Source organism: Planomicrobium okeanokoites (assembly GCF_003428875.1).
In the GTDB taxonomy this organism is placed as follows: Bacteria; Bacillota; Bacilli; order Bacillales_A; family Planococcaceae; genus Planococcus; species Planococcus okeanokoites.
In genome coordinates, this window is sequence record NZ_QQRS01000006.1 from 23,826 (window position 1) to 44,386 (window position 20,561).

General features: G+C 46.3%; 22 protein-coding genes and 1 tRNA gene. 1 reads left to right on the forward strand and 22 read right to left on the reverse strand.

What is annotated here, in order from left to right:
* Positions 1-37: 37 nt before the first annotated feature.
* From secG to D2910_RS12780, 9 genes are all read right to left on the reverse strand, one after another.
* Positions 38-265: a preprotein translocase subunit SecG gene (gene secG, locus D2910_RS12740; RefSeq protein WP_008429540.1), complete on the reverse strand. Its 228-nt coding sequence runs from the start codon at positions 263-265 to the stop codon at positions 38-40.
* A gap of 103 nt (positions 266-368) precedes the next feature.
* Positions 369-1,664 (reverse strand): phosphopyruvate hydratase, encoded by a 1,296-nt coding sequence (gene eno / locus D2910_RS12745; RefSeq protein ID WP_084242526.1) that lies wholly within the window; start codon positions 1,662-1,664, stop codon positions 369-371.
* A gap of 15 nt (positions 1,665-1,679) precedes the next feature.
* Entirely contained in the window at positions 1,680-3,212 is a 1,533-nt protein-coding gene (gpmI, locus tag D2910_RS12750) for a 2,3-bisphosphoglycerate-independent phosphoglycerate mutase (RefSeq protein WP_117313739.1), read from the reverse strand.
* Positions 3,205-3,966, reverse strand: a complete 762-nt coding sequence (tpiA, locus tag D2910_RS12755) for a triose-phosphate isomerase (RefSeq protein ID WP_117313740.1) — start codon at positions 3,964-3,966, stop codon at positions 3,205-3,207. The genes gpmI and tpiA overlap by 8 nt, the downstream gene beginning before the upstream one ends.
* A gap of 47 nt (positions 3,967-4,013) precedes the next feature.
* Positions 4,014-5,198 (reverse strand): phosphoglycerate kinase, encoded by a 1,185-nt coding sequence (locus tag D2910_RS12760; RefSeq protein WP_205854615.1) that lies wholly within the window; start codon positions 5,196-5,198, stop codon positions 4,014-4,016.
* Positions 5,199-5,312: 114 nt separating this feature from the next.
* Complete coding sequence (gene gap / locus D2910_RS12765) at positions 5,313-6,320, reverse strand: type I glyceraldehyde-3-phosphate dehydrogenase (protein WP_117313742.1); 1,008 nt, start codon at positions 6,318-6,320, stop codon at positions 5,313-5,315.
* 1 nt (position 6,321) lies between these two features.
* Positions 6,322-7,365, reverse strand: coding sequence for a sugar-binding transcriptional regulator (locus D2910_RS12770; RefSeq protein ID WP_101803295.1), 1,044 nt, complete (start codon positions 7,363-7,365; stop codon positions 6,322-6,324).
* A gap of 107 nt (positions 7,366-7,472) precedes the next feature.
* Positions 7,473-7,703: a glutaredoxin family protein gene (locus tag D2910_RS12775; protein ID WP_084242532.1), complete on the reverse strand. Its 231-nt coding sequence runs from the start codon at positions 7,701-7,703 to the stop codon at positions 7,473-7,475.
* A gap of 510 nt (positions 7,704-8,213) precedes the next feature.
* Positions 8,214-8,285 (reverse strand) — tRNA-Arg (locus D2910_RS12780).
* Between the two features lie 168 nt (positions 8,286-8,453).
* Between D2910_RS12780 and clpP the strand changes: the two genes are divergently transcribed.
* Positions 8,454-9,068, forward strand: a complete 615-nt coding sequence (gene clpP, locus D2910_RS12785) for an ATP-dependent Clp endopeptidase proteolytic subunit ClpP (protein WP_084242533.1) — start codon at positions 8,454-8,456, stop codon at positions 9,066-9,068.
* Between the two features lie 42 nt (positions 9,069-9,110).
* Here clpP and D2910_RS12790 read toward each other — a convergent pair whose 3' ends face one another.
* The 13 genes from D2910_RS12790 to hisD form a co-directional block, all read right to left on the reverse strand.
* The gene (locus D2910_RS12790) at positions 9,111-9,368 is read right to left on the reverse strand and encodes an HPr family phosphocarrier protein (RefSeq protein WP_084242534.1); all 258 of its coding nucleotides are present in this window, start codon (positions 9,366-9,368) and stop codon (positions 9,111-9,113) included.
* A gap of 75 nt (positions 9,369-9,443) precedes the next feature.
* The gene (gene whiA / locus D2910_RS12795; protein WP_084242535.1) at positions 9,444-10,394 is read right to left on the reverse strand and encodes a DNA-binding protein WhiA; all 951 of its coding nucleotides are present in this window, start codon (positions 10,392-10,394) and stop codon (positions 9,444-9,446) included.
* A gap of 23 nt (positions 10,395-10,417) precedes the next feature.
* Positions 10,418-11,413: a gluconeogenesis factor YvcK family protein gene (locus D2910_RS12800; protein ID WP_084242536.1), complete on the reverse strand. Its 996-nt coding sequence runs from the start codon at positions 11,411-11,413 to the stop codon at positions 10,418-10,420.
* Between the two features lie 4 nt (positions 11,414-11,417).
* The gene (gene rapZ, locus D2910_RS12805) at positions 11,418-12,299 is read right to left on the reverse strand and encodes an RNase adapter RapZ (RefSeq protein WP_101803293.1); all 882 of its coding nucleotides are present in this window, start codon (positions 12,297-12,299) and stop codon (positions 11,418-11,420) included.
* Positions 12,289-12,777 (reverse strand): NUDIX hydrolase, encoded by a 489-nt coding sequence (locus tag D2910_RS12810; RefSeq protein WP_084242623.1) that lies wholly within the window; start codon positions 12,775-12,777, stop codon positions 12,289-12,291. The genes rapZ and D2910_RS12810 overlap by 11 nt, the downstream gene beginning before the upstream one ends.
* Positions 12,778-13,341: 564 nt before the next feature.
* Positions 13,342-14,295 (reverse strand): thioredoxin-disulfide reductase, encoded by a 954-nt coding sequence (gene trxB / locus D2910_RS12815; RefSeq protein ID WP_084242538.1) that lies wholly within the window; start codon positions 14,293-14,295, stop codon positions 13,342-13,344.
* Between the two features lie 68 nt (positions 14,296-14,363).
* The gene (locus tag D2910_RS12820; RefSeq protein WP_117313743.1) at positions 14,364-15,890 is read right to left on the reverse strand and encodes a tetratricopeptide repeat protein; all 1,527 of its coding nucleotides are present in this window, start codon (positions 15,888-15,890) and stop codon (positions 14,364-14,366) included.
* Positions 15,891-15,970: 80 nt separating this feature from the next.
* Positions 15,971-16,597 (reverse strand): bifunctional phosphoribosyl-AMP cyclohydrolase/phosphoribosyl-ATP diphosphatase HisIE, encoded by a 627-nt coding sequence (hisIE, locus tag D2910_RS12825; protein ID WP_117313744.1) that lies wholly within the window; start codon positions 16,595-16,597, stop codon positions 15,971-15,973.
* Complete coding sequence (hisF, locus tag D2910_RS12830) at positions 16,594-17,346, reverse strand: imidazole glycerol phosphate synthase subunit HisF (protein WP_101803289.1); 753 nt, start codon at positions 17,344-17,346, stop codon at positions 16,594-16,596. The genes hisIE and hisF overlap by 4 nt, the downstream gene beginning before the upstream one ends.
* Positions 17,340-18,068 carry a 1-(5-phosphoribosyl)-5-[(5-phosphoribosylamino)methylideneamino]imidazole-4-carboxamide isomerase gene (hisA, locus tag D2910_RS12835; protein ID WP_117313745.1) on the reverse strand — a complete coding sequence of 243 codons (729 nt, stop codon included), beginning with the start codon at positions 18,066-18,068 and terminating at the stop codon, positions 17,340-17,342. Before hisA ends, hisF begins: the two co-directional genes overlap by 7 nt.
* Entirely contained in the window at positions 18,037-18,690 is a 654-nt protein-coding gene (gene hisH / locus D2910_RS12840) for an imidazole glycerol phosphate synthase subunit HisH (protein WP_117313746.1), read from the reverse strand. Before hisH ends, hisA begins: the two co-directional genes overlap by 32 nt.
* Positions 18,687-19,274, reverse strand: coding sequence for an imidazoleglycerol-phosphate dehydratase HisB (hisB, locus tag D2910_RS12845; protein ID WP_117313747.1), 588 nt, complete (start codon positions 19,272-19,274; stop codon positions 18,687-18,689). Before hisB ends, hisH begins: the two co-directional genes overlap by 4 nt.
* Positions 19,274-20,554, reverse strand: a complete 1,281-nt coding sequence (gene hisD / locus D2910_RS12850; protein ID WP_117313748.1) for a histidinol dehydrogenase — start codon at positions 20,552-20,554, stop codon at positions 19,274-19,276. Before hisD ends, hisB begins: the two co-directional genes overlap by 1 nt.
* Positions 20,555-20,561: the final 7 nt, after the last annotated feature.

Genomic DNA, 20,561 nt, shown 5'->3' on the forward strand with positions numbered 1-20,561 from the left:
CAACCAGTTTATTGGTCAGGCGATTTAGTCATCTACATTATACTTTCGTTACGGCGATAGCCAAAATAAAGAATAAGGCAGCAAGTACAATCGTTACACGATGAAGGACAAGATCAAGTCCCCGTGCTTTTTGCTTGCCGAAAAGTTGCTCAGCTCCACCGGAGATGGCTCCTGAAAGACCTGCACTTTTACCTGATTGTAATAATACGACAACGATTAATGCGAGCGATACGATGACGAGTAATGTCATTAACAACGTATGCATAAATTCCACCTCCTGAATAAAACCTTCACAACAAGAATAAGTTTACCAAAAATTGCGACCTATGACAATAGCAATAGAAAAAAGAGGCAATGCCTCTTTTGTTCTATTTATTCAAGTTGTAGAAAGTTTTCACGCCGAGGTATTTAGCAGTATCATGCAATTGATCTTCGATACGCAATAATTGGTTGTATTTCGCAACGCGGTCCGTACGTGACGGAGCACCTGTCTTGATTTGTCCGGCATTTGTCGCAACAGCGATGTCCGCAATTGTTACATCTTCAGATTCACCTGAACGGTGGCTGATCACAGCAGTGTAGCCAGCGCGTTTCGCCATTTCAATTGCATCGAATGTTTCAGTCAATGTACCGATTTGATTTACTTTGATCAGGATTGAGTTGCCGATTCCCTGCTCGATTCCTTGAGCGAGTTTCTTCGTGTTCGTCACAAACAAGTCATCTCCGACCAATTGTACTTTCTCACCAATGCGGTCCGTCAATAATTTAAAGCCGTCCCAGTCATTTTCATCCAAACCGTCTTCGATTGAAACGATCGGGTATTTGTTTGCAAGCTCTTCGTACCAGTCGACCATTTCAGCTGAAGTTTTCGTCGTATTGTCACCGGCAAGAGTGTAAATGCCTTTTTCTTTATTGTAGATTTCAGAAGCTGCTACGTCCATTGCAAGAAGTACATCTTCTCCTGGCTTATAACCGGCTTTTTCGATTGCTGTCATGATTGTTTCCAAAGCTTCTTCGTTCGAACCAAGGTTCGGTGCGAAGCCGCCTTCATCACCAACAGAAGTGTTATAGCCTTTTTCTTTCAATACCGTTTTCAGGTTATGGAAGATTTCAGCTCCCATGCGAAGTGCATGGCGGAAAGATTCAGCTCCAACCGGCATAACCATGAATTCTTGAATGTCTACGTTATTGTCAGCATGTTCACCGCCATTTAAGATGTTCATCATTGGAACCGGCAATTGCTTCGCGTTGAATCCTCCAAGATATTGATAAAGCGGAAGGTCCAGATAATCTGCCGCAGCGTGGGCTACAGCCATGGATACGCCAAGAATTGCGTTGGCTCCCAGACGGCCCTTGTTTTCAGTGCCATCCAGTTCAATCAATGCCTGGTCGATGGAAACCTGATCCAAAACGGAGTAGTTCCCTTCAAGTTCTTCAGCAATTTCATTGTTTACATGTTCAACTGCTTTCAGAACACCTTTGCCCAAGTAACGGCCTTTGTCGCCGTCACGTAATTCTACTGCTTCGTGTTCACCAGTAGATGCACCGGATGGTACGATTGCGCGTCCAAAAGCGCCGCTTTCAGTGAAAACTTCAACTTCTACGGTCGGATTCCCACGTGAGTCAAGAACTTCGCGTGCTAAAATATCTGTAATGATTGGCAATATAAACAGCTCCCTTTAAAATAGTGATTTTCCGGTCATTTCTGCCGGTTGTTCGATATCCAGTAATTTCAATACGGTTGGCGCGAGGTCGGCCAGAATGCCGTCCGGTCTCAGTTCTAAACCTGATCTGGTCACGATGACCGGCACCTGATTGGTTGTGTGCGCCGTCATCGGCAAGCCCTCAATCGTCAGTACCTCATCGGAGTTTCCATGATCGGCAGTAACAATTGCAGTTCCGCCTTTTGCGTGCAATGCTTCGATGATTCGTCCCAGACATTCATCCACAGCTTCAATTGCCTGGATGGTCGGCTCCAATAATCCGCTGTGCCCGACCATATCCGGATTGGCAAAGTTAAGGATGATTGCATCATGAGCCTCTGCTTCTATTTTTTCGACAAGTTTGTCAGTGACTTCATATGCGCTCATTTCCGGTTGCAGATCGTATGTCGCCACCTTAGGTGAATCCACAAGAATCCGTTCTTCACCTGGGAATACATTCTCCCTGCCACCGCTCATGAAGAAGGTGACATGGGGATATTTTTCAGTTTCCGCAATTCTTAATTGCGTCAGCCCGTTCGCTGAAATCACTTCTCCCAACGTGTTTTCAAGATTGAGTGATTCAAAAGCGATCCTTGTCGGCAGGACATCACTATATGAAGTGAATGACACAAACGTCAAGTCAACGGGGTGGTTTGGACTCAATGGGAAGCCGTTGAATTCATTTGTGATCAATGTCGATGTCAGCTGAATTGCACGGTCCGGCCTGAAATTGAAGAAAATCAAAGAGTCTTCCGATCTGATTGTCGCTACAGGTTCGCCGTTTTCTTCTATATAAAACGGCACTACGAATTCGTCCATTACTCCCTGATCATATGATTGAACGACTCCTTCACTTGCAGTGGAAGCATTAAGTCCGGTGCCATCCACTAATACACGATAGGCAACTTCTGCACGGTCCCAGCGTTTATCGCGGTCCATGGCATAATAGCGGCCGCTGATCGATGCGAATTTACCTGCACCGATTTCAGCCATTCTTTCTTCCGTTCTTTCGATGTACTGCAATGCGGTTTGCGGCCCGACATCGCGGCCATCCAGGAATCCATGTACATAAACTTCTTCAAGCCCCTGCTGTTTGGCCAGTTCCAATAAAGCGAAAAGGTGTTCATAATGGCTGTGAACGCCTCCGTCTGACAGTAAGCCCATCAGATGGAGGGCTGATCCGTTCGACTTCGCTTTGGCGATAGCTTCCAGAAATGCTGTATTCTGAAAGAAATCTCCATCCCTGATCGATTTATTGATACGGGTCAGGTTTTGATAGACGATTCTTCCTGCGCCGATATTCAAGTGTCCCACTTCCGAATTCCCCATTTGGCCATCCGGCAGACCGACCGCTTCGCCTGAAGCAGTCAACAGTTCATGCGGATAATTATTCCATAGTTTATCGAAATTCGGCTTTTTAGCCTGAGCCACTGCGTTGCCGAACGTTTCTTTTCGGCAGCCGAAGCCATCCAGGATGATCAAAGCCACCGGGTTTTCCGTATTACGCATTTGCACCAGCCTCCAATAATTTGAGGAACGACTCAGTTTCGAGACTTGCTCCTCCAACCAAAGCACCGTCAATATGCTCCATATTCAAAAGTTCTTCAATATTCGCCGGTTTAACGCTGCCGCCGTATTGGATGCGGATTGCACCAGCTGTTTCTTCATCGTAAAGGGATTCGATCTTGTTGCGAATCACGCCGCATACATCGTTGGCGTCCTCTGATGTAGCGGTTTTACCCGTACCGATCGCCCAGATCGGTTCGTACGCGATCACCAGTTCAGCAACTTGTTCAGCGGATAATTGAGCCACGCCTTTTTCCACTTGCGCTTCCACTACATTGCCGGTATCGCCGCTGTCGCGTTGTTCCAGCGATTCACCGACGCATAAGATCGGTTTTAAACCGTGCTCAAAAGCCGAAACTACTTTATTGTTCGCCGTTTCATCAGTTTCATTGAAATATTGACGGCGTTCCGAGTGGCCGATAATAACGTATTCCACACCCAAATCTTTTAATTGCACAGGGCTGATCTCTCCGGTAAATGCCCCTTCTTTTTCTTCATGCATTGTTTGTGCGCCGATTTTCAAATGCGTGTTTTCAGCGGCTTCCACTAAACCTTGAAGAAATAAAGCAGGTGCACAGATAACGGCATCAACTTTGTCAGCCGATGGAACTGCTGTTTTTACTTCCTCTGCGAACGCTTTTGCTTCAGCAGCTGTTTTATACATTTTCCAGTTTCCAGCGATAATCGGTTTTCTCAAACAGACACTCCCTTTCTGATTTTCGAACTGACTATTGTAAAAAGTTTTTATTTTTTATCAGTTAATGCAGTGACACCAGGCAATTCCTTGCCTTCCATGAATTCAAGCGATGCTCCGCCGCCTGTCGAGATATGGTCCATCTTGTCGGCTACATCGAACTTTTCAACTGCGGCTGCGGAATCTCCGCCGCCGATGACTGTGTATGCTTCTGTTTCAGCCATGGCCTCAGCAACCGAACGTGTGCCGTTTGCGAAAGGCTCCATTTCGAAAACTCCCATCGGCCCATTCCAGATGACCAATTTCGAATTCTTGATGACATCCGCATATAATTTTGCGGTTTCAGGTCCGATATCAAGACCCATCCAATCTGAAGGGATCTCTTCAATTTTCACTTGTTTGGTTTCCGCGTCTTTTGAAAACTCGTCTGCAACTGTAGCATCGACAGGCAGATAGAATTTCACGCCTTTTTCTTCAGCCTTTTGGATGAAGGATCGTGCCAGCTCCAATTTATCTTCTTCCACGAGCGAATTGCCGATTTCATGGCCTTGCGCTTTGATGAATGTGTAAGACAAGCCGCCGCCAATCAAAAGATTATCCACTTTATCCAATAAATGATCGATGACACCAATTTTATCTTTCACTTTAGCTCCGCCAATAATAGCGGTAAATGGCCGTTCTGGTTCAGACAATGCTTTTCCAAGCACCTCCAGTTCTTTTTCAAGCAAAAGTCCTGAAACGGAAGGAAGATGTTTTGCAATGCCTGCTGTAGAAGCGTGCGCACGGTGTGCTGCTCCGAAAGCGTCATTCACAAATACGTCTGCGAGTTCAGCAAAGGATTTTGCCAACGTATCGTCGTTCTTTTCTTCACCTGCATGGAAACGGACATTTTCCAAAAGGATAATGTCGCCTTGCTGCATTTCCCCAATTTCTTTTTCAACCGACTCCCCGATTGATTCTTTCAGGCTTTTCACTTCTTTATGTAGCAATTCACTTAACCGCGATCCGGCCGCGGCCAGCCTCATTTCCTCATTGACTTCGCCTTTTGGGCGCCCCAAATGGCTTGCCAATATCACTTTCGCCCCATTTTCAACCAAATATTCGATGGTCGGAACAGCTGCCCGGATCCGTGTATCATCCGTCACTTCTCCGTCTTTCATCGGTACGTTGAAATCGACGCGGCAAAATACGCGCTTTCCTTTCAAATCCAAATCTTTCATGGTCATTTTCTGCAGCATGAAAATACCTCCTATTTGTATTCAAAAAAATAAGGGGTGGGGTAAATTCCCCACCCCTTTTACCCTCTTTTATTATAGAGGTTCATTGGTAATTAAGCTATGATTTTGGGATTACAGCCCTTTGTTGTACATATATACAGCCAAGTCTACACAGCGTGCAGAATAGCCTGATTCGTTGTCGTACCATGCAAGGACTTTGACCATGTTTCCGCCAAGTGCCATTGTAGACAATCCGTCAACTGTTGCTGAAGCTGTGTTGCCGTTATAATCACGAGACACAAGTGGAAGTTCGCTGTATGCCAGGTAGCCTTTAAGCTCGTTTTCAGTCGCTTCTTTAAGCGCTTGGTTCACTTCTTCAACAGAAACATCTTTATCAAGTTCAGCTACCAGGTCGATTAGTGAAACGTTAGGTGTTGGTACACGGATTGCCATGCCATCGATTTTGCCTTCAAGTTCCGGCAGGACTTTTGCAACTGATTTCGCTGCGCCAGTTGTCGTTGGGATCATCGACTCTGCTGCTGCACGCGCACGACGGTAGTCGGAGTGTGGTGCATCAAGCAAAGCTTGGTCGTTTGTGTATGAGTGGATTGTCGTCATCATGGCTTTCTTGATGCCGAATTTATCGTTAAGGACTTTAGAAATTCCAGACAAACCGTTTGTAGTGCACGATGCATTTGAAACGACATGGTGCTCTTCCGGGTTATAAGAATCTTCGTTGACGCCCATAACAAGCATCTTCATACCATTTTTGCCAGGTGCTGAAAGGATGACTTTCTTAGCGCCTGCTTCAATGTGTTTCGAAGCTTTTTCTTCTGTCGTGAAGATCCCTGTAGATTCAAGAACGATATCGATTGCAAGATCTTTCCAAGGCAATTGCGCTGGATCTTTTTCAGAGAAAACTTTGATTTCTTTGCCGTTTACGACAATGTTTTCGCCGCTTGCAGAAACTTCTGCATCCAGGGTGCCGTGGATTGAGTCGTATTTCAATAGATGTGCAAGCATCGCTGCATCTGTCAGATCGTTTACTGCCACTACTTCCACTTCAGGGTTTGCCAATGCTTCACGGAATACTATACGTCCAATGCGGCCAAAGCCGTTAATCGCCATTTTTAAAGTCATATCAATTTCCTCCTAGGTTTTCTATAAGATTATTAATTTCTGTCGCAGCACCTTCATCAGTTACAAGCACTGATCGTTCAGGTGCATTTTTGAAATAAGAAAGTATCGCTTTCGCTTTCGAGTGCCCGCCAGCTACTGCAATGATCACAGGAGCTTTATGCACTTGTTCCAATTGGATTCCCGCTGAACGGATGCGGTAAACAACATTGCCTTCTGCATCGAAATAATAGCCAAATGCTTCACTGACGGCACCGCCTTCAGTTATCATCTGAACTTCTTCTTCGGTTGACTGACGCCTTAAAGCCATCTCTTCGGCATTGCCGATTCCATGCACAACCAGATCCGTCTGTTCATAAAGGTCCATCATCTCCTTGATGAGCGGCTCTTTCATCATCATCGCATATGCTTCTTCGCTGAGGTGATCGGGCAAATACAGGGTTTTAAATGAACCGCCGGTTTTTTCAGCAAAAGCGGATGCAATAGTATTCGCCTGATGCAGAACATCTTCTCCCAGTCCACCGCGTGCCGCAATGAATTGCAAAGAGGGATAAGCTTTATCGCCTTTCAGTTCTTTGGCGATTGCCGCCATCGTACTGCCCCCGGTTACGGCAACTTTGGTTTCACCGATGAAATTCGCTTCAAGAAGACGTGCAGCCTCTTTACCGATCTGATGTTTAACAGTCACTGCTTTATCAGAATCCAAAGGAACTACGATGACATCCGAAATTCCCAAATGCTTTTTCAATCTGTCTGCCAGATCCGCGATCCCTGTCAGCTTCTGCATAAAGGATTTCAAGGAATCGAGGACTTCCTCTCCTTGCCTGGTGATCACCATGCCGGCGGATTTCATCTCGATCAATTGCTGTTCGCGCAGCAGATCCGTTTCTTTTCGGATATCGCGTTCCGTCATTCCGGAAAATTCACTCAAGGTTCTCCTGCCAATCGGCTGTTCCTGATTGATGGTCTGCAGGATCTGATAACGTTTTTTCAGGAGCACGGACATTTCCGGCAACAGTTTATTCTGTGCTGAAGATAAAGCATCCATAGATTCACTCCATTCCAGCTGGACGAAATTTATCCCGCTAGGTAATTTTCTGTCCCACTAAATTCATTCTACCTAATAATAAATCTGAATGCAACAAAAAAGAAGCGTCAGTAATCCAACGCTTCCAGAATTTCGGCATAACCGATATTGCCATATATCAATACTTCCCCATCTTGCTCCAGAACCGGAATCATCAGCATGTATTTTTCATGCAGCCGGTCATCCTCTTCTATATTCACTTCTTTATACTCAAGCGGAAAATCTTCCTGCACCAGCTTGAGCATCAGTTTCGCCTCTTCGCAAAGAGGGCAATTCGGTCGGGTGTAAAGTGTCAGCATGATTGGCCTTCTTTCTTATTAGGATTACATATAGTTCGTAGTACTCGATATTTCGCTTCGGCGCTTTGGACTAAGCTCCCGCAATAAGCCGAGAAGAACACTCGTCTTATTGCTCCGCTCCGTCCTGAGCCGCGCCGGCGCTGGGATAGTTATTTTTGCTGAACAAGTATCTAAGATAGGGAGCAAAACAGCGCAGAAAACCATACTGCTCCTGCAGCGCTATGCGCTTCGTCGCACAGGTTTGCCCGAATGCTGTTCGGCCAAACCTTGCCTGCGGGACCAGCGAAGTGCTGAGATCCACTTGGAAGAAGTGGAACGAGTCCAAGTTAGCTAAGAGTTGGCCGTAGCCTGCAAGGCCGGCTCTTTGCGACGAAGCTAGCGCAGCGATGCAGGAGCACGGGTTTTTGCAAGCCCGCGGCAAGCAAGCTGTTTTGCGGAATATCGATTATTTAAGATTGTCTATAAAAAAAAACCGCTCCGCCATAAATGGCAAAGCGGGTTGAGTCAATATGCCCTCGGAGGGGATCGAACCCCCATTACAAGAATCGGAATCTTGGGTGTTATCCATTACACTACGAGGGCGTTTCTATCTTAGCGACTTTACCAGTATACAAAATATGGCGGTATTTATCAAGTTGATATTTTCAATTCGTTAGATTTGACCTTCATTGACCAAGATGTGTATGATAATAATACAGCTGAAATGTATTTCAGTGCTGAATGTTATCACTTACACAAGGAGGATTTTCTATGAATTTAATTCCAACAGTAATTGAACAGACGAGCCGAGGCGAGCGCGCTTATGACATTTACTCGCGTTTGTTGAAAGACCGTGTCATCATGCTCGGCAGCGGCATCGACGATAACGTTGCCAACTCAATCGTTGCACAGCTTCTGTTCCTAGAAGCCGAAGATCCTGACAAAGATATTTCCATCTACATTAACAGCCCGGGCGGCAGCATTACAGCCGGTATGGCTATCTACGATACGATGCAATTCATCCGTCCGGATGTTCAGACAATCTGCATCGGGATGGCAGCTTCAATGGGTGCTTTCCTTCTTGCAGCAGGTACAAAAGGCAAACGATATGCGCTTCCGAATGCTGAAGTCATGATCCACCAGCCTCTTGGCGGTGCACAAGGCCAAGCTACCGAAATCGAGATTGCAGCAAAACGGATCTTGTTCCTGCGTGAAAAATTGAATCAGATCCTGTCAGAACGCACTGGCCAACCGCTTGAAGTTATCTCGAAAGATACTGACCGCGATAACTTCATGACCGCAGAACGCGCTCTTGAATACGGCTTGATCGATCAGATCATCACGCGCAGCAAATTGCCTGATGGCCATACAAAAGAAGATATCTAATCTTAAAGTTAAAACCCCGCAGCATTGAGCTGCGGGGTTTTCTTATGCTTCTTTTTCGATCAGCGCGGCCAGTGCTTCAACCGCGGACTCTTCATCAGAGCCATCCGCTGAAATCGTTACAGCGGTCCCTTTACTGATTGCCAGACTCATGATGCCCATAATACTTTTTGCATTTACTTTCTTTTCCTCTTTTTCAAGGTAGACATCTGAATTATATCTATTTGCTTCCTGAACAAATAACGCTGCCTGTCTTGCTTGTAAACCTGATTTCAATTGAACATTCACTTGTTTCTCAACCATGCATATCCTCCTCAGAAAATTGACTGTACTGCTGGAAAAATGTCTCTATTTCTTTATATGAAAGAACCGCGGCAGTTAACCGCCGATCGTTTCGCCTTTTCTCAATGATTCAGCGATTTCGTCAATCTTCCGAAGACGGTGATTGACACCGGATTTGCTGACTTTACCGGTTGAAACCATTTCACCGAGCTCCTTCAGTGTAACATCCTGATACTCAACACGCAGCCTGGCTATTTCACGCAGGCGGTCGGGCAGCTGTTCCACGCCGATGACTGAATCGATAAAGCGGATATTTTCCACTTGGCGAAGTGCCGCATCGATGGTTTTATTCAGATTGGCGGTTTCGCAATTGACCAGTCTGTTGACGCTGTTCCGCATGTCCCTGATAATCCGAACATCTTCGAATTTCAATAAAGCTGAGTGCGCTCCGGCGATGCTAAGAAAGTCAGAAATTTTTTCAGCTTCTTTCAAATAGGTGACAAAGCCCTTTTTCCGGTCGATGGTCTTGCTGTTCAGATGGAAAAAGTTCATCAATTCTGTAAGGGAGTCCGCATGATCCCGATCCGATGAATAGATTTCAAGATGATAAGAGGATGTTTCCGGATTATTGACAGAACCTCCAGCTAAAAAAGCTCCGCGCAGATATGCCCGTTTACAGCAATTCTTCTCGATCAGCTTCTTATCAATTTCCTGCTGGGATTGAAAGCCTTCCGTGATGATCAATAAATCTTCGAGAATATGTTTGGAGCCGTCCCGAATCCGGCAAATATAAACGTTGTTCTTTTTTAAACGCATCTTTTTCCGCACCAGCAATTCCACTGGATATGGTGTATAGAAGCGTTTCAATAATGTGTAGATCCGGCGGGCAATCGCTGCGTTCTCTGTCTGTATGTCTACGCTTAATTGCCTGCTTGAGAAAGACAGCGTGCCATTCATCCGGATCAATGCCGATAATTCAGCCTTGCCACAGCATTCATCCACTTCAATTTGCGTCATTTCTTTTTTTGTTTCCGAAGCGAACGACAAATCATTCCCCTCCTTTCAACACTTTAAAAAAACCGAAGTTTCGTATCCTCTTTCATTTGGCCTCCAGCATAGTGGAAGAGCCATTCCGCCACTTTTCTTGGTTCATGGCGCACCGCATTCTCAAAAATATTGGCGATGTCTTCCCGGTGAATTTCCAGACCGAATTCTGACAGCCGGTCTTCATCGTAAGCCACCGGCCTTGCCCGTTCCTGCTCATATAGCTGAACTACATTAGACGGCATTTCCGCTTTGTCCAGGAGCACCGCATCCAAAAAAGGCTCCCCGACATGGTCATACAATGCCTGAATGTGATCGGATGCTGAGTACATATACGTCTCGCCAGCCTGTGTCATCAGATTGCAAATGTAAATTTTCTTGCCCTCCGCTGCCAGCAGCTCTTTCTTTATATCTTTAACCAATAAATTCGGAAGAATGCTCGTATAAAGCGAGCCCGGACCAATAACGATAATATCCGCCTGGCGGATAGCGGTTATGGTATCGGGCAACGTCTTGACATCGACCGGTTCGATGAAGACACGTTTAATCGGCTGTAAATAAGCAGGAATCTTTGATTCTCCGCTGACGATCGTCCCATCTTCGAATTCCGCATTTAACGTGACAATTTGATTTGCAGCCGGTATGACTGTGCCATTGACACTTAACACACGGCTCATTTCTCTTACCGCATGTGAAAAATCACCCGTTAAATCCGTCAATGCTGCCAGCATCAGATTTCCGAGTGAATGGCCGCCGAGGTCGATCGATTTACTGAAACGGTATTGGAACATCTCCGCTACTAATGGTTCTGCATCGGACAACGCAGCCATGACATTCCGTATATCCCCTGGCGGTGGAATATTAAGATCGTTGCGGAGTCTGCCTGAACTGCCTCCATCATCTGCGACCGTGACAATCGCAGTCAAATCCAACGGAAGCTTTTTCAGCCCCCGCAGCAATGTGGATAATCCGGTCCCCCCGCCGATAATGACCAGTTTTTTACGTTGGGTTTCCTTTTCCATGCACTCAGACCTTTCTCGTTTTGACATCACGATGCGTAATAATGGTTTTATTTTTTTCACCAAAAAGTTTTCCATAATACTCCGCTAAGGTGACTGAACGATGCTGGCCGCCGGTACATCCGAACGCGATGACGAGTTGCGCCTTGCCTTCGTTTTTATACCGGGGAATCATAAATTGAAGAAGGTCGGTTAATTTTTCGATGAGCATCTGTGTTTCATTCCATTGGAGGACATAGCTTGAGACCGGTTCATCAAGTCCCGATAACGGTTTTAAGTCTTCTATATAATATGGATTCGGCAGGAATCGGACATCGAAAACCAGATCGGCATCAATCGGGATCCCGTGTTTAAATCCGAATGAAATGACGTTCACCGTAAAGACGTTGCTTGTGTGGGTGGAGAAGTCGGTTATGATTCTTTCTTTAAGTTCACGGGGACTCATCTGGGAAGTGTTGTAGATATATTTTGCACGGCCTTGAAGGTCATTCAGCATATCGCGTTCCTTCTTGATGCCTCCAAGAACCAGTCCACCAGGTGATAAAGGATGTGAACGGCGCGTCTCCTTGTAGCGGCTGACCAGTGTTTGATTGTCTGCATCCAAAAACAGAATCGTTACAGATACTTTCGGTTCTTTTGACAGATTATCGATGGCGTCGACGAGGCTGTCGAAAAAGTCGCCTCCCCGCAAATCCATTACAGCTGCAACCCGCTTCATCGATTTCCCCGAATCGCGCATCAATTTGATGAATGTCAGCAGCAAAGCCGGCGGAAGATTATCAATGGTGAAAAAGCCGAGATCTTCGAAGCTTTGGATGGCTACCGTCTTACCGGCACCAGACATTCCGGTGATGACGATCAATTCTGTTTCTTCTGTTTTATTGTCCATATTGGCGGTTCACCTCTTCTGTTGAAGTTTGTATCATTTCTTTCAGCAGTTCGAATTCCATCGTATAATGGAAGGTTCCATATTGGACACCCGGCTTGCTTACGGCGAACATCAAATTGGTACGGTCGCCTTCTGCCATCGGCAATGTCGCCAGGCTTTCAATCGGATGCCATTCCAGTATACCTTCTCTTGTTTCAACAAAAGGGGTTCCATTCAAATCATGGGCGACAAATGTAAAGAGCATCCATTCATCGACCACTTCGCCTTCATCTTCAATCATCATGGTGTAAATCCCTTTGACATGGGTGTCCAAAGGTTCTGCGTTCGTTTCTTCTTTAAATTCACGGATTGCCGCTTCATACACGGACTCCCCGGCTTCCATCTTTCCGCCGGGTGCAACGTACCAACCGCGTCGGGGTTTTTTCAATAACAGGACCTTGCCATTTTTAATAACTAATAAATTTGCGATTCGCTGCACACTCGACACTCCGTATCTATTATAAACTTTCTCCATTATACAACTTTCCTGGCGTGTCATGCAAAAAAAGAAAAGGAATACTAAACAGTCTGCGGAAAAACTATCAGCTTTTTAAATCGTTTCACTCTAGTCGGAAGTGTTCCGCGGAAAGCTGCCTGACGCTTCATCTTAGTTCTGTGTAGAATTACTGTTTCAACTTCTTTCTTAATTCAGATTTAAAAGGATATTCCTTATAGAGAGTGATATGAGATATGGAGCAAAACAGCGAAGACGCCCAGGTATGCAGGCGAATGCCGACGAAGTGCTGAGATCCACTCGGGCGAAGGATACTGAGCACGAGTTAGCTCAGTGCAAGCCACCAGGCAAGCGGAGCTGTTTTGCGGAATATCGGTTGCTATAGATTGTTAGTTCATTTTTAATATGCACACAAAAAAAAGAGGCCGCTTCCCGATGATTCGGAAAACAGCCTTTCAAAACTTCTATAAAAAGGGGGTCAATTTACTATTCTTACTATACCTCTTATACATGTCAAATGTATTACAGCTACATTAAGAAAGGATTAAATTAAACGTTTTGACCGATTTTTTCAACTAATTCTTCAATATAATGCTGTGCAGCTTGTGCTGCAATGCTTCCATCACCAGTAGCAGTCACTACTTGGCGCAATGTTTTATCGCGAAGGTCGCCTGCCGCATAAATGCCTGGAACTGAAGTTTCCATTTTTTCATTTGTCACGACATAACCTTCGTCGTTTAGAATGCCCAAATCAGCAAATGGCTTCGTCAAAGGCAGCATGCCGATGTAGATGAATACGCCATCGATTTCTTTTTCCGTTTCTTCGCCATCTTTTGTGGAAACCAGAGTTACTCCGGAAACCTTGCCATTGTCACCTTTTATTTCCTTGACAGTATGGCTCCAGATAAAGTCGATTTTATCATTAGCAAATGCACGGTCCTGAAGGATCTTCTGTGCACGCAGCTCATCTCTTCTGTGAACGATAGTCACTTTATCGGCGAAACGTGTCAAATAGACACCTTCTTCGACTGCGGAATCTCCGCCTCCGACTACAATCAGGTTTTTCTGTTTAAAGAACGCGCCATCACAGACTGCACAATAGCTGACGCCGCGGCCTCCAAGTTCGGTTTCGCCTGGAATGCCCATTTTCTTGTATTCAGCACCAGTTGTCAGGATGACAGCTCTGGCTTTGTATTCTTTCGAACCCGCTGTGACGGTTTTGTACTCTTCCCCGTCAACAATTCCTTTTACGTCGCCATAAGCATATTCTGCGCCGAATTTCTTGGCATGATCGAACATTTTTGTCGATAAGTCTGGGCCAAGGATATGGTCAAAACCAGGATAGTTTTCAATTTCTTCCGTATTGGCCATTTGGCCGCCCGGGATTCCCCGCTCAATCATCAATGTGGATAAATTAGCTCGGGAAGTATATACAGCCGCCGTCATTCCGGCTGGTCCAGCCCCGATGATAATTACATCATAAATTTTTTCAGCTTCAGTCATAGTCAAGTCCTCCTAACATTCAATAGCTAAATCGTATAAGATTCCGCCAGTTGCATCAACTTTTATGCTTAAGACTCAAACAATGGCAGAAATTCAATCATTTCATTGATGTATTTTGTCAAAGTGGCTGTTGAAATTCCATAATTTTCAGCAGTCGCTTTTTTAGTGATGCTTTGGTCTCTTGAGGACTTCACCATATAATCCACGGAAGCTGCCAGCGCCTTCGGGTTTTTGAACGGATAATTTCGCTGGAAGGCGTTATCCACCAGCATAAACCACATTTGAAAAGCATATGATCCCTGCTGGGTTACCATCCCTTCTTTTTCATAAAGGATTTCAGTCGCTGTCATCGCCCGCAGAAATGCCCGTTCTTCAGGAACTGTTTCCTTAAACGGATGCCCCAAAGCATAGCCCAGCATAAATGTTTCAATAATGGTCGGCTGTTCACTTTTCAGCCATTTTGGATGCGCGATGATTTCCTGTTTATGTGATGATTTTCCGAGAAGGAACATCCCGTACAATCTTTCACTTCTGTGTGAGTGGTCCAACTTCTCGACCAGATAATCACGGTCATGCTCCAGTGCGTCGGAATGCGGCATTGTCATATTCTCCTGCCACGGCTCGTACCCTTCTTTGCCTGGGTCCATCGCAGTCAATTGTTTCCATGCCTGCCTTGCCACATCTTCATGGTTTGAGTGGTAAGCGGCATGTGACAGCCAGAAGTAAAATGCCGGATCTCCGTCAAAACCTCTTTTCTGCAAACTTCTCAACCAGCGGTAAGCCTCTTTATACTTACCGACAAGCGCAAAAGTCGCCCCTAATTTATAACGGTGTTCAAAAACGTATGGCTGGATCTTTTTAAGAAGATCTAATATATCATCCAATTCATCATTTTTTTCATAATAATGAAAGACGGCTAAATTGCACAAAGCATGAAGGTTGCCCGTGTTTCTGCGCAAAACATCATGCAGCAATGCCTTTGCCATTTCGGTTTCACCAATATAGAAATAAGCAAGCGCCAAATTATTATGCGCTCCCCAGAAATCCGGTTTATCGGCTACCAGATCCTCCAGCATACTGATGGCGTCAGTGAAATTACCCTGTTCCATCAGACGGCGGGCTTTTTCCTGAAGATAGAAGTATTCGCTGTCCTGCGCTTCACCTTCATCATCCAGCAGCTGCCAGTCTTCCTGTTCGGCAAAATCGATGATTTCCATCGCTTCTTCTGCATATTTGCCATGCACATCCGCTTCAACATATCTCTTTGCGTATTTCCGTGCATCAAGAAATAAACCCATATGGGCATGTACTTCAGAAAGGAAAAACAGGATGTCCGTTTCTTCCGGATCCAGCTCCTGGGCTGTCCGCAATACGTCCATTGCCTGTTCAAATTCCTGCATCTCCATCAGTACAATGCCAAACTGCATCATGATCAGCGGATCTTCCGGACTTAATTCCGTGGCCCGCTGCAGATACTTATGAGCTTTCGGGTAATTGTCGCGCTGCAATTCCTTGAGCGCTTTCTTATAGTAATATTCACCTGTAGGAATGAATGACAGTACATTCTCGTGATTGTTTTTCTTTTTATTCTCCAAAATAAGCCTCCGAAAAAGTTATAGGATCGACCTTGATCGCCCTTCCCTTTAATATCCTTTAAGTATAGCATATTCGGCACTTATTTACTTGTGGTTTTTGTCTGGTGGCGCTCCTTTAAAACAGCCATCACCTTGTCCAGATCCACTCCCTGTTCCTGCAGCAGGACCATTACGTGATAGAAGAGATCGGCTGTTTCCATCGACAGTTCTTCAGCGTCCCGATTCTTCGCGGCAATGATCACTTCCGCCGCTTCTTCTCCGACTTTCTTGCAGATCTTATCGATGCCTTCTTCAAAAAGATAAGTCGTATAAGCGCCTTCCGGCATTTCGCTCTGGCGGTTGCGGATCAATACTTTCAGCTCTTCAAGCATATCTCCTGCTGAAGTTTTGCTTTCCCCGTAAATCGTTTCATTGAAGCATGACTGTTCGCCTGTATGGCAGGCTGGTCCATTCGGAATCACTTCATAGATCACTGCGTCGGCATCGCAATCCGCTTTCACAGAAATGACTTTTTGTGTATTCCCGCTGGTCGCCCCTTTATTCCATAATTCCTGACGGCTTCTTGAATAGAGCCAGGTTTCCCCGTTCTCCATCGTCTTGTCGATCGCTTCCTGATTAGCGTACGCTAAAGTCAGCACCTGCTTTGTTTCACTGTCCTGTATGATTACCGGCACTAAGCCGTCCTGGTCAAATTTCAATTGCGTCATCTGACATTCACTCCTTCTGTGCGCAGGTAGTCTTTCACTTCTGCGATGCTTGTTTCTTTATAATGAAAGATCGATGCGGCCAGCGCCGCGTCGGCATCCACTGTTTCAAAAACCTCTTTGAAATGTTCCCTGTTCCCTGCACCGCCGCTGGCAATGACGGGCACTTCGACTGCATCTCTTACAGCTTTTGTCAAAGCCAGATCAAAGCCGTTTTTAGCACCGTCCTTGTCCATGCTCGTCAGCAGCAATTCGCCTGCACCAAGTTCAACACTGCGTTTCGCCCATTCCACAGCATCCCATTCGGTTTTATTGCGGCCGCCGTGTGTGTAGACGTCCCACCCATTGCCGTTCCACTTGGCATCAATTGCTACGACGATGCATTGCGATCCGAAAAAGTCAGCACCTTCTTTGATCAATTCCGGACGATCAAGGGCGGCAGTGTTCAATGAAACCTTGTCCGCGCCAGCGCGGAGCATGCGTTTGATATCTTCAAGCGTACGAATGCCACCTCCGACAGTAAAGGGGATCGACAATTCACTGGCAACTATTTTAACAACTTCGACCATTGTCTCTTTGCCTTCATGCGAAGCTGAAATATCGAGGAATGTCAGTTCATCGGCTCCTTGCTTGTCATAAAATCTGGCGAGTTCGACAGGGTCGCCGGCGTCTCTCAAAGAAACGAAACTGACCCCTTTTACAACTCGCCCCTCTTTCACGTCAAGGCAGGGAATTATGCGTTTTGTCAGCATGACAAAGCCTCCTCCAGTGTAAACCGCTCTTCGTACAGCGCTTTTCCGATAATGACGCCGGTAATCGAGCTGCTGCCAGCTGCCTCTTTGACGTTCAGCACGTCGTTAAGAGTGCCGATGCCGCCGGATACGATGACTTCTGCTGAACCATCTTCGACCAATTGTTTGTTGGCTTCAATATTCGGTCCCGCCAGCGTTCCATCCGTCGCGATATCAGTGTAGATGAAATGACGTGCCCCTTTTGAGACAAAAAAACGCGCGACATCAGCAGCCGGCTGCACAGATGTTTCCGTCCAGCCTTCTGTGGCAGCCAGTCCGTCTTTTGCATCGATGCCGATAACAATGCGGTCTGCACCGAACTCTTCAATGAAAGAAACAACCAATTCCGGTTCACGAATTGCCAGACTTCCGATAATGACACGGGCTATACCATTGTCCAGATAAAAACGGATATCTTCAGCTGTCCGGATACCGCCGCCGACTTGCACTTTCAAGCCCAGTTTTGCAGCTCCGATTACAGATTCATCATTAATCCGATGACCGGCCTTTGCGCCGTCCAAGTCGACCATGTGCAGCCATTCCGCTCCCGCTTCCGCGAATTTTTTCGCCATCTCGACTGGCGAATCACCGTATACCGTTTCCTGTCCGTAATCCCCCTGGAACAGGCGGACACATTTGCCGCCTCTCAGGTCAATTGCCGGATAGATTTGAAAGTTGCTCATTATTGTTCCCCCTGACATTCGCGATCCATTGTTCCAATAAATAATGGCCGAAATCACCTGATTTTTCCGGGTGAAATTGCATTCCGGTAACAAGTCCCTTGCCTACAACTCCCGGAACATTGATATTGCCATATTCGGCTGACGCAAAAATTTCCGTTTCCTCTGCTTCCGTAACGTAAAATGAATGCACAAAATAAACATGCGTATCGACTTGCAGGCTTTTCAGCCAAAATGGCATTGCGGAAAAATCGAGGCGGTTCCATCCCATATGCGGGATGCGGTAGGTCCCTTTTTCAAAACGCCGGATTTTGCCTTTAAGCAGTCCAAGACCTTTTGTCAGCCGCACTTCTGAACTGTCTTCATATAATAATTGCATGCCAAGGCAAATTCCGAGCAGCGGTATGCCCTTTTCAGGCAGCGAACGGATGAATTCCGACAATCCTTTTGAATCCAGAAGCTCCATCGCGTCGGGAAAAGCCCCAACACCAGGCAGCAGAATCGCTTCCGCTTCCAGCAGCGTTTCCGGGTCATCGGAAAGAATGACTGTACAATCGAGTTTCTTCAATGCCTGTTCGACACTGAAAAGATTGCCCATGCCGTAATCGATGATTCCGATGATCATGTCAACAGCCCCTTTGTCGAAGGCACCCCTTTGACCCGCGGGTCTATTTGGGTCGCTTCATCAAGTGCGCGTGCCAAAGCTTTGAAAACAGCTTCGATGATGTGGTGCGTGTTCTTTCCATAATGGATGATAACATGGACATTCAAGCGTGATTCCAGCGCAAATTTCCATAGGAATTCATAAACCAGTTCGGTATCGAATGTGCCCACTTTTTCATTCGGAATGTCACCTCTGAACTCCAGGTGAGGCCGATTCGAACAATCTATGACCACCTGTGCAAGCGCGTCATCCATCGGCACAAATGCATTACCGTAGCGGCGAATGCCTTTTTTATCGCCAAGCGCCTCTCTGACAGCCTGTCCCAATACAATTCCGATATCTTCCGTCGTATGGTGGTCATCGATGTGCGTATCACCATCCGCTTTAATGTCCCCATCAAATAAACCGTGCTTGATGAACAGGTCCAGCATGTGGTCCATGAACGGCACACCGGTTTCTATATTTGCTTTGCCTTCTCCGTCAATTGAAAATGCGATATCTATTTTTGTTTCATTTGTATTCCGTTTCAATTCCGCTTTTCTCATTACCGATTCTCCTTTTTCCATTGCCGTGATTCCACTGCCCGCGCATGGGCTTCCAAGCCTTCAAGCCTGGCCAGTCGGGCAATCTTCTCTTTATTGTCCTGCCAAGCCTGCTCGCTGTAATGGATGATGCTCGTCCGTTTTAAAAAGTCATAGACCGACAGAGCACTTGAAAATCTCGCCGTGCTGTTGGTCGGCAATACATGGTTTGTGCCGGCAAAATAATCACCGATCGGCTCTGAAGAATAGCGTCCGATGAAGATGGCGCCCGCATGTTTAACCTTTTCGGCATCTTCCACTGCGTTAACTGTCATGATTTCAAGGTGCTCAGGTGCCAATTGATTGGCCGCGGCTATCAGTTCTTCCATTGTTTCCCCGAGGTAAATTGCACCGAAATCCTCGATCGCCGCTCGGGCAATGGATTGCCGTGGCAGTTCCATCAATTGTCTCTCCACTTCTTCAGACACCGCTTTAGCCAGGGCTACATCCGTCGTCAACAGCACCGCACTCGCCATTGGATCATGCTCAGCCTGCGACAGCAGATCTGCAGCGATTTCGTCCGGATAAGCCGTTGCATCCGCTATGATGGCAATTTCACTCGGACCTGCAATCATATCGATTGCCACGTCCCCATTCACTTCGCTTTTGGCCAGCGCCACGAAGATATTGCCCGGCCCGGTTATCTTATCGACCGGCGAAATGGATTCAGTGCCATAAGCCAATGCCGCAATCGCCTGTGCTCCGCCGGATTTATAGATTTCCTCAATGCCAAGAATATGTGCTGCCGCTAATACACCGTCCGACAGCGAACCGTCTGCTGCGGGAGGTGACATCAGCACAATTCTTTGGACGCCTGCAGCTTGAGCCGGTATTACATTCATCAGCACCGAGGAAGGATACGCTGCCGTGCCGCCTGGGACATATAAGCCGGCTGATTCAATGGCCGTCACCCGCTGACCGACATAAGAACCGTTCGTCTGGATTACTTTATATCCTTCCTGCTTTTGGTTTGCATGGTATGCCCTGATATTTTCAGCAGCTTCTGCAAGATCACTTAATAATTGCGGATCAAACCGTTTTACTGCTTGCTCAATTTCTTGCCGGGACACCCGCAAATCGGTCAATTCCGCCTGATCCCATTTTTTCGCAAAGCGGATCAATGCAGCGTCACCTTCGCTTCGGACCGTTCGGATAATTGCTTTTACCGCCTCTAATTGATCGGCCGTCGCATTTCCACCAGTTCTTCTAATTGAAACCGCCGACGACAATCGTGTGATGTTCATATTAACG

What these genes read in the sequence shown, in the direction of transcription:
- secG (WP_008429540.1), bottom strand. Translation starts at nt 265, where the DNA reads ATGCATACGTTGTTAATGACATTACTCGTCATCGTATCGCTCGCATTA.
- gpmI (WP_117313739.1), bottom strand. Translation starts at nt 3,212, where the DNA reads ATGCGTAATACGGAAAACCCGGTGGCTTTGATCATCCTGGATGGCTTC.
- gap (WP_117313742.1), bottom strand. Translation starts at nt 6,320, where the DNA reads ATGACTTTAAAAATGGCGATTAACGGCTTTGGCCGCATTGGACGTATA.
- D2910_RS12770 (WP_101803295.1), bottom strand. Translation starts at nt 7,365, where the DNA reads ATGGATGCTTTATCTTCAGCACAGAATAAACTGTTGCCGGAAATGTCC.
- D2910_RS12775 (WP_084242532.1), bottom strand. Translation starts at nt 7,703, where the DNA reads ATGCTGACACTTTACACCCGACCGAATTGCCCTCTTTGCGAAGAGGCG.
- clpP (WP_084242533.1), top strand. Translation starts at nt 8,454, where the DNA reads ATGAATTTAATTCCAACAGTAATTGAACAGACGAGCCGAGGCGAGCGC.
- D2910_RS12790 (WP_084242534.1), bottom strand. Translation starts at nt 9,368, where the DNA reads ATGGTTGAGAAACAAGTGAATGTTCAATTGAAATCAGGTTTACAAGCA.
- D2910_RS12800 (WP_084242536.1), bottom strand. Translation starts at nt 11,413, where the DNA reads ATGGAAAAGGAAACCCAACGTAAAAAACTGGTCATTATCGGCGGGGGG.
- rapZ (WP_101803293.1), bottom strand. Translation starts at nt 12,299, where the DNA reads ATGGACAATAAAACAGAAGAAACAGAATTGATCGTCATCACCGGAATG.
- trxB (WP_084242538.1), bottom strand. Translation starts at nt 14,295, where the DNA reads ATGACTGAAGCTGAAAAAATTTATGATGTAATTATCATCGGGGCTGGA.
- hisIE (WP_117313744.1), bottom strand. Translation starts at nt 16,597, where the DNA reads ATGACGCAATTGAAATTTGACCAGGACGGCTTAGTGCCGGTAATCATA.
- hisF (WP_101803289.1), bottom strand. Translation starts at nt 17,346, where the DNA reads ATGCTGACAAAACGCATAATTCCCTGCCTTGACGTGAAAGAGGGGCGA.
- hisA (WP_117313745.1), bottom strand. Translation starts at nt 18,068, where the DNA reads ATGAGCAACTTTCAAATCTATCCGGCAATTGACCTGAGAGGCGGCAAA.
- hisH (WP_117313746.1), bottom strand. Translation starts at nt 18,690, where the DNA reads ATGATCATCGGAATCATCGATTACGGCATGGGCAATCTTTTCAGTGTC.
- hisB (WP_117313747.1), bottom strand. Translation starts at nt 19,274, where the DNA reads ATGAGAAAAGCGGAATTGAAACGGAATACAAATGAAACAAAAATAGAT.
- hisD (WP_117313748.1), bottom strand. Translation starts at nt 20,554, where the DNA reads ATGAACATCACACGATTGTCGTCGGCGGTTTCAATTAGAAGAACTGGT.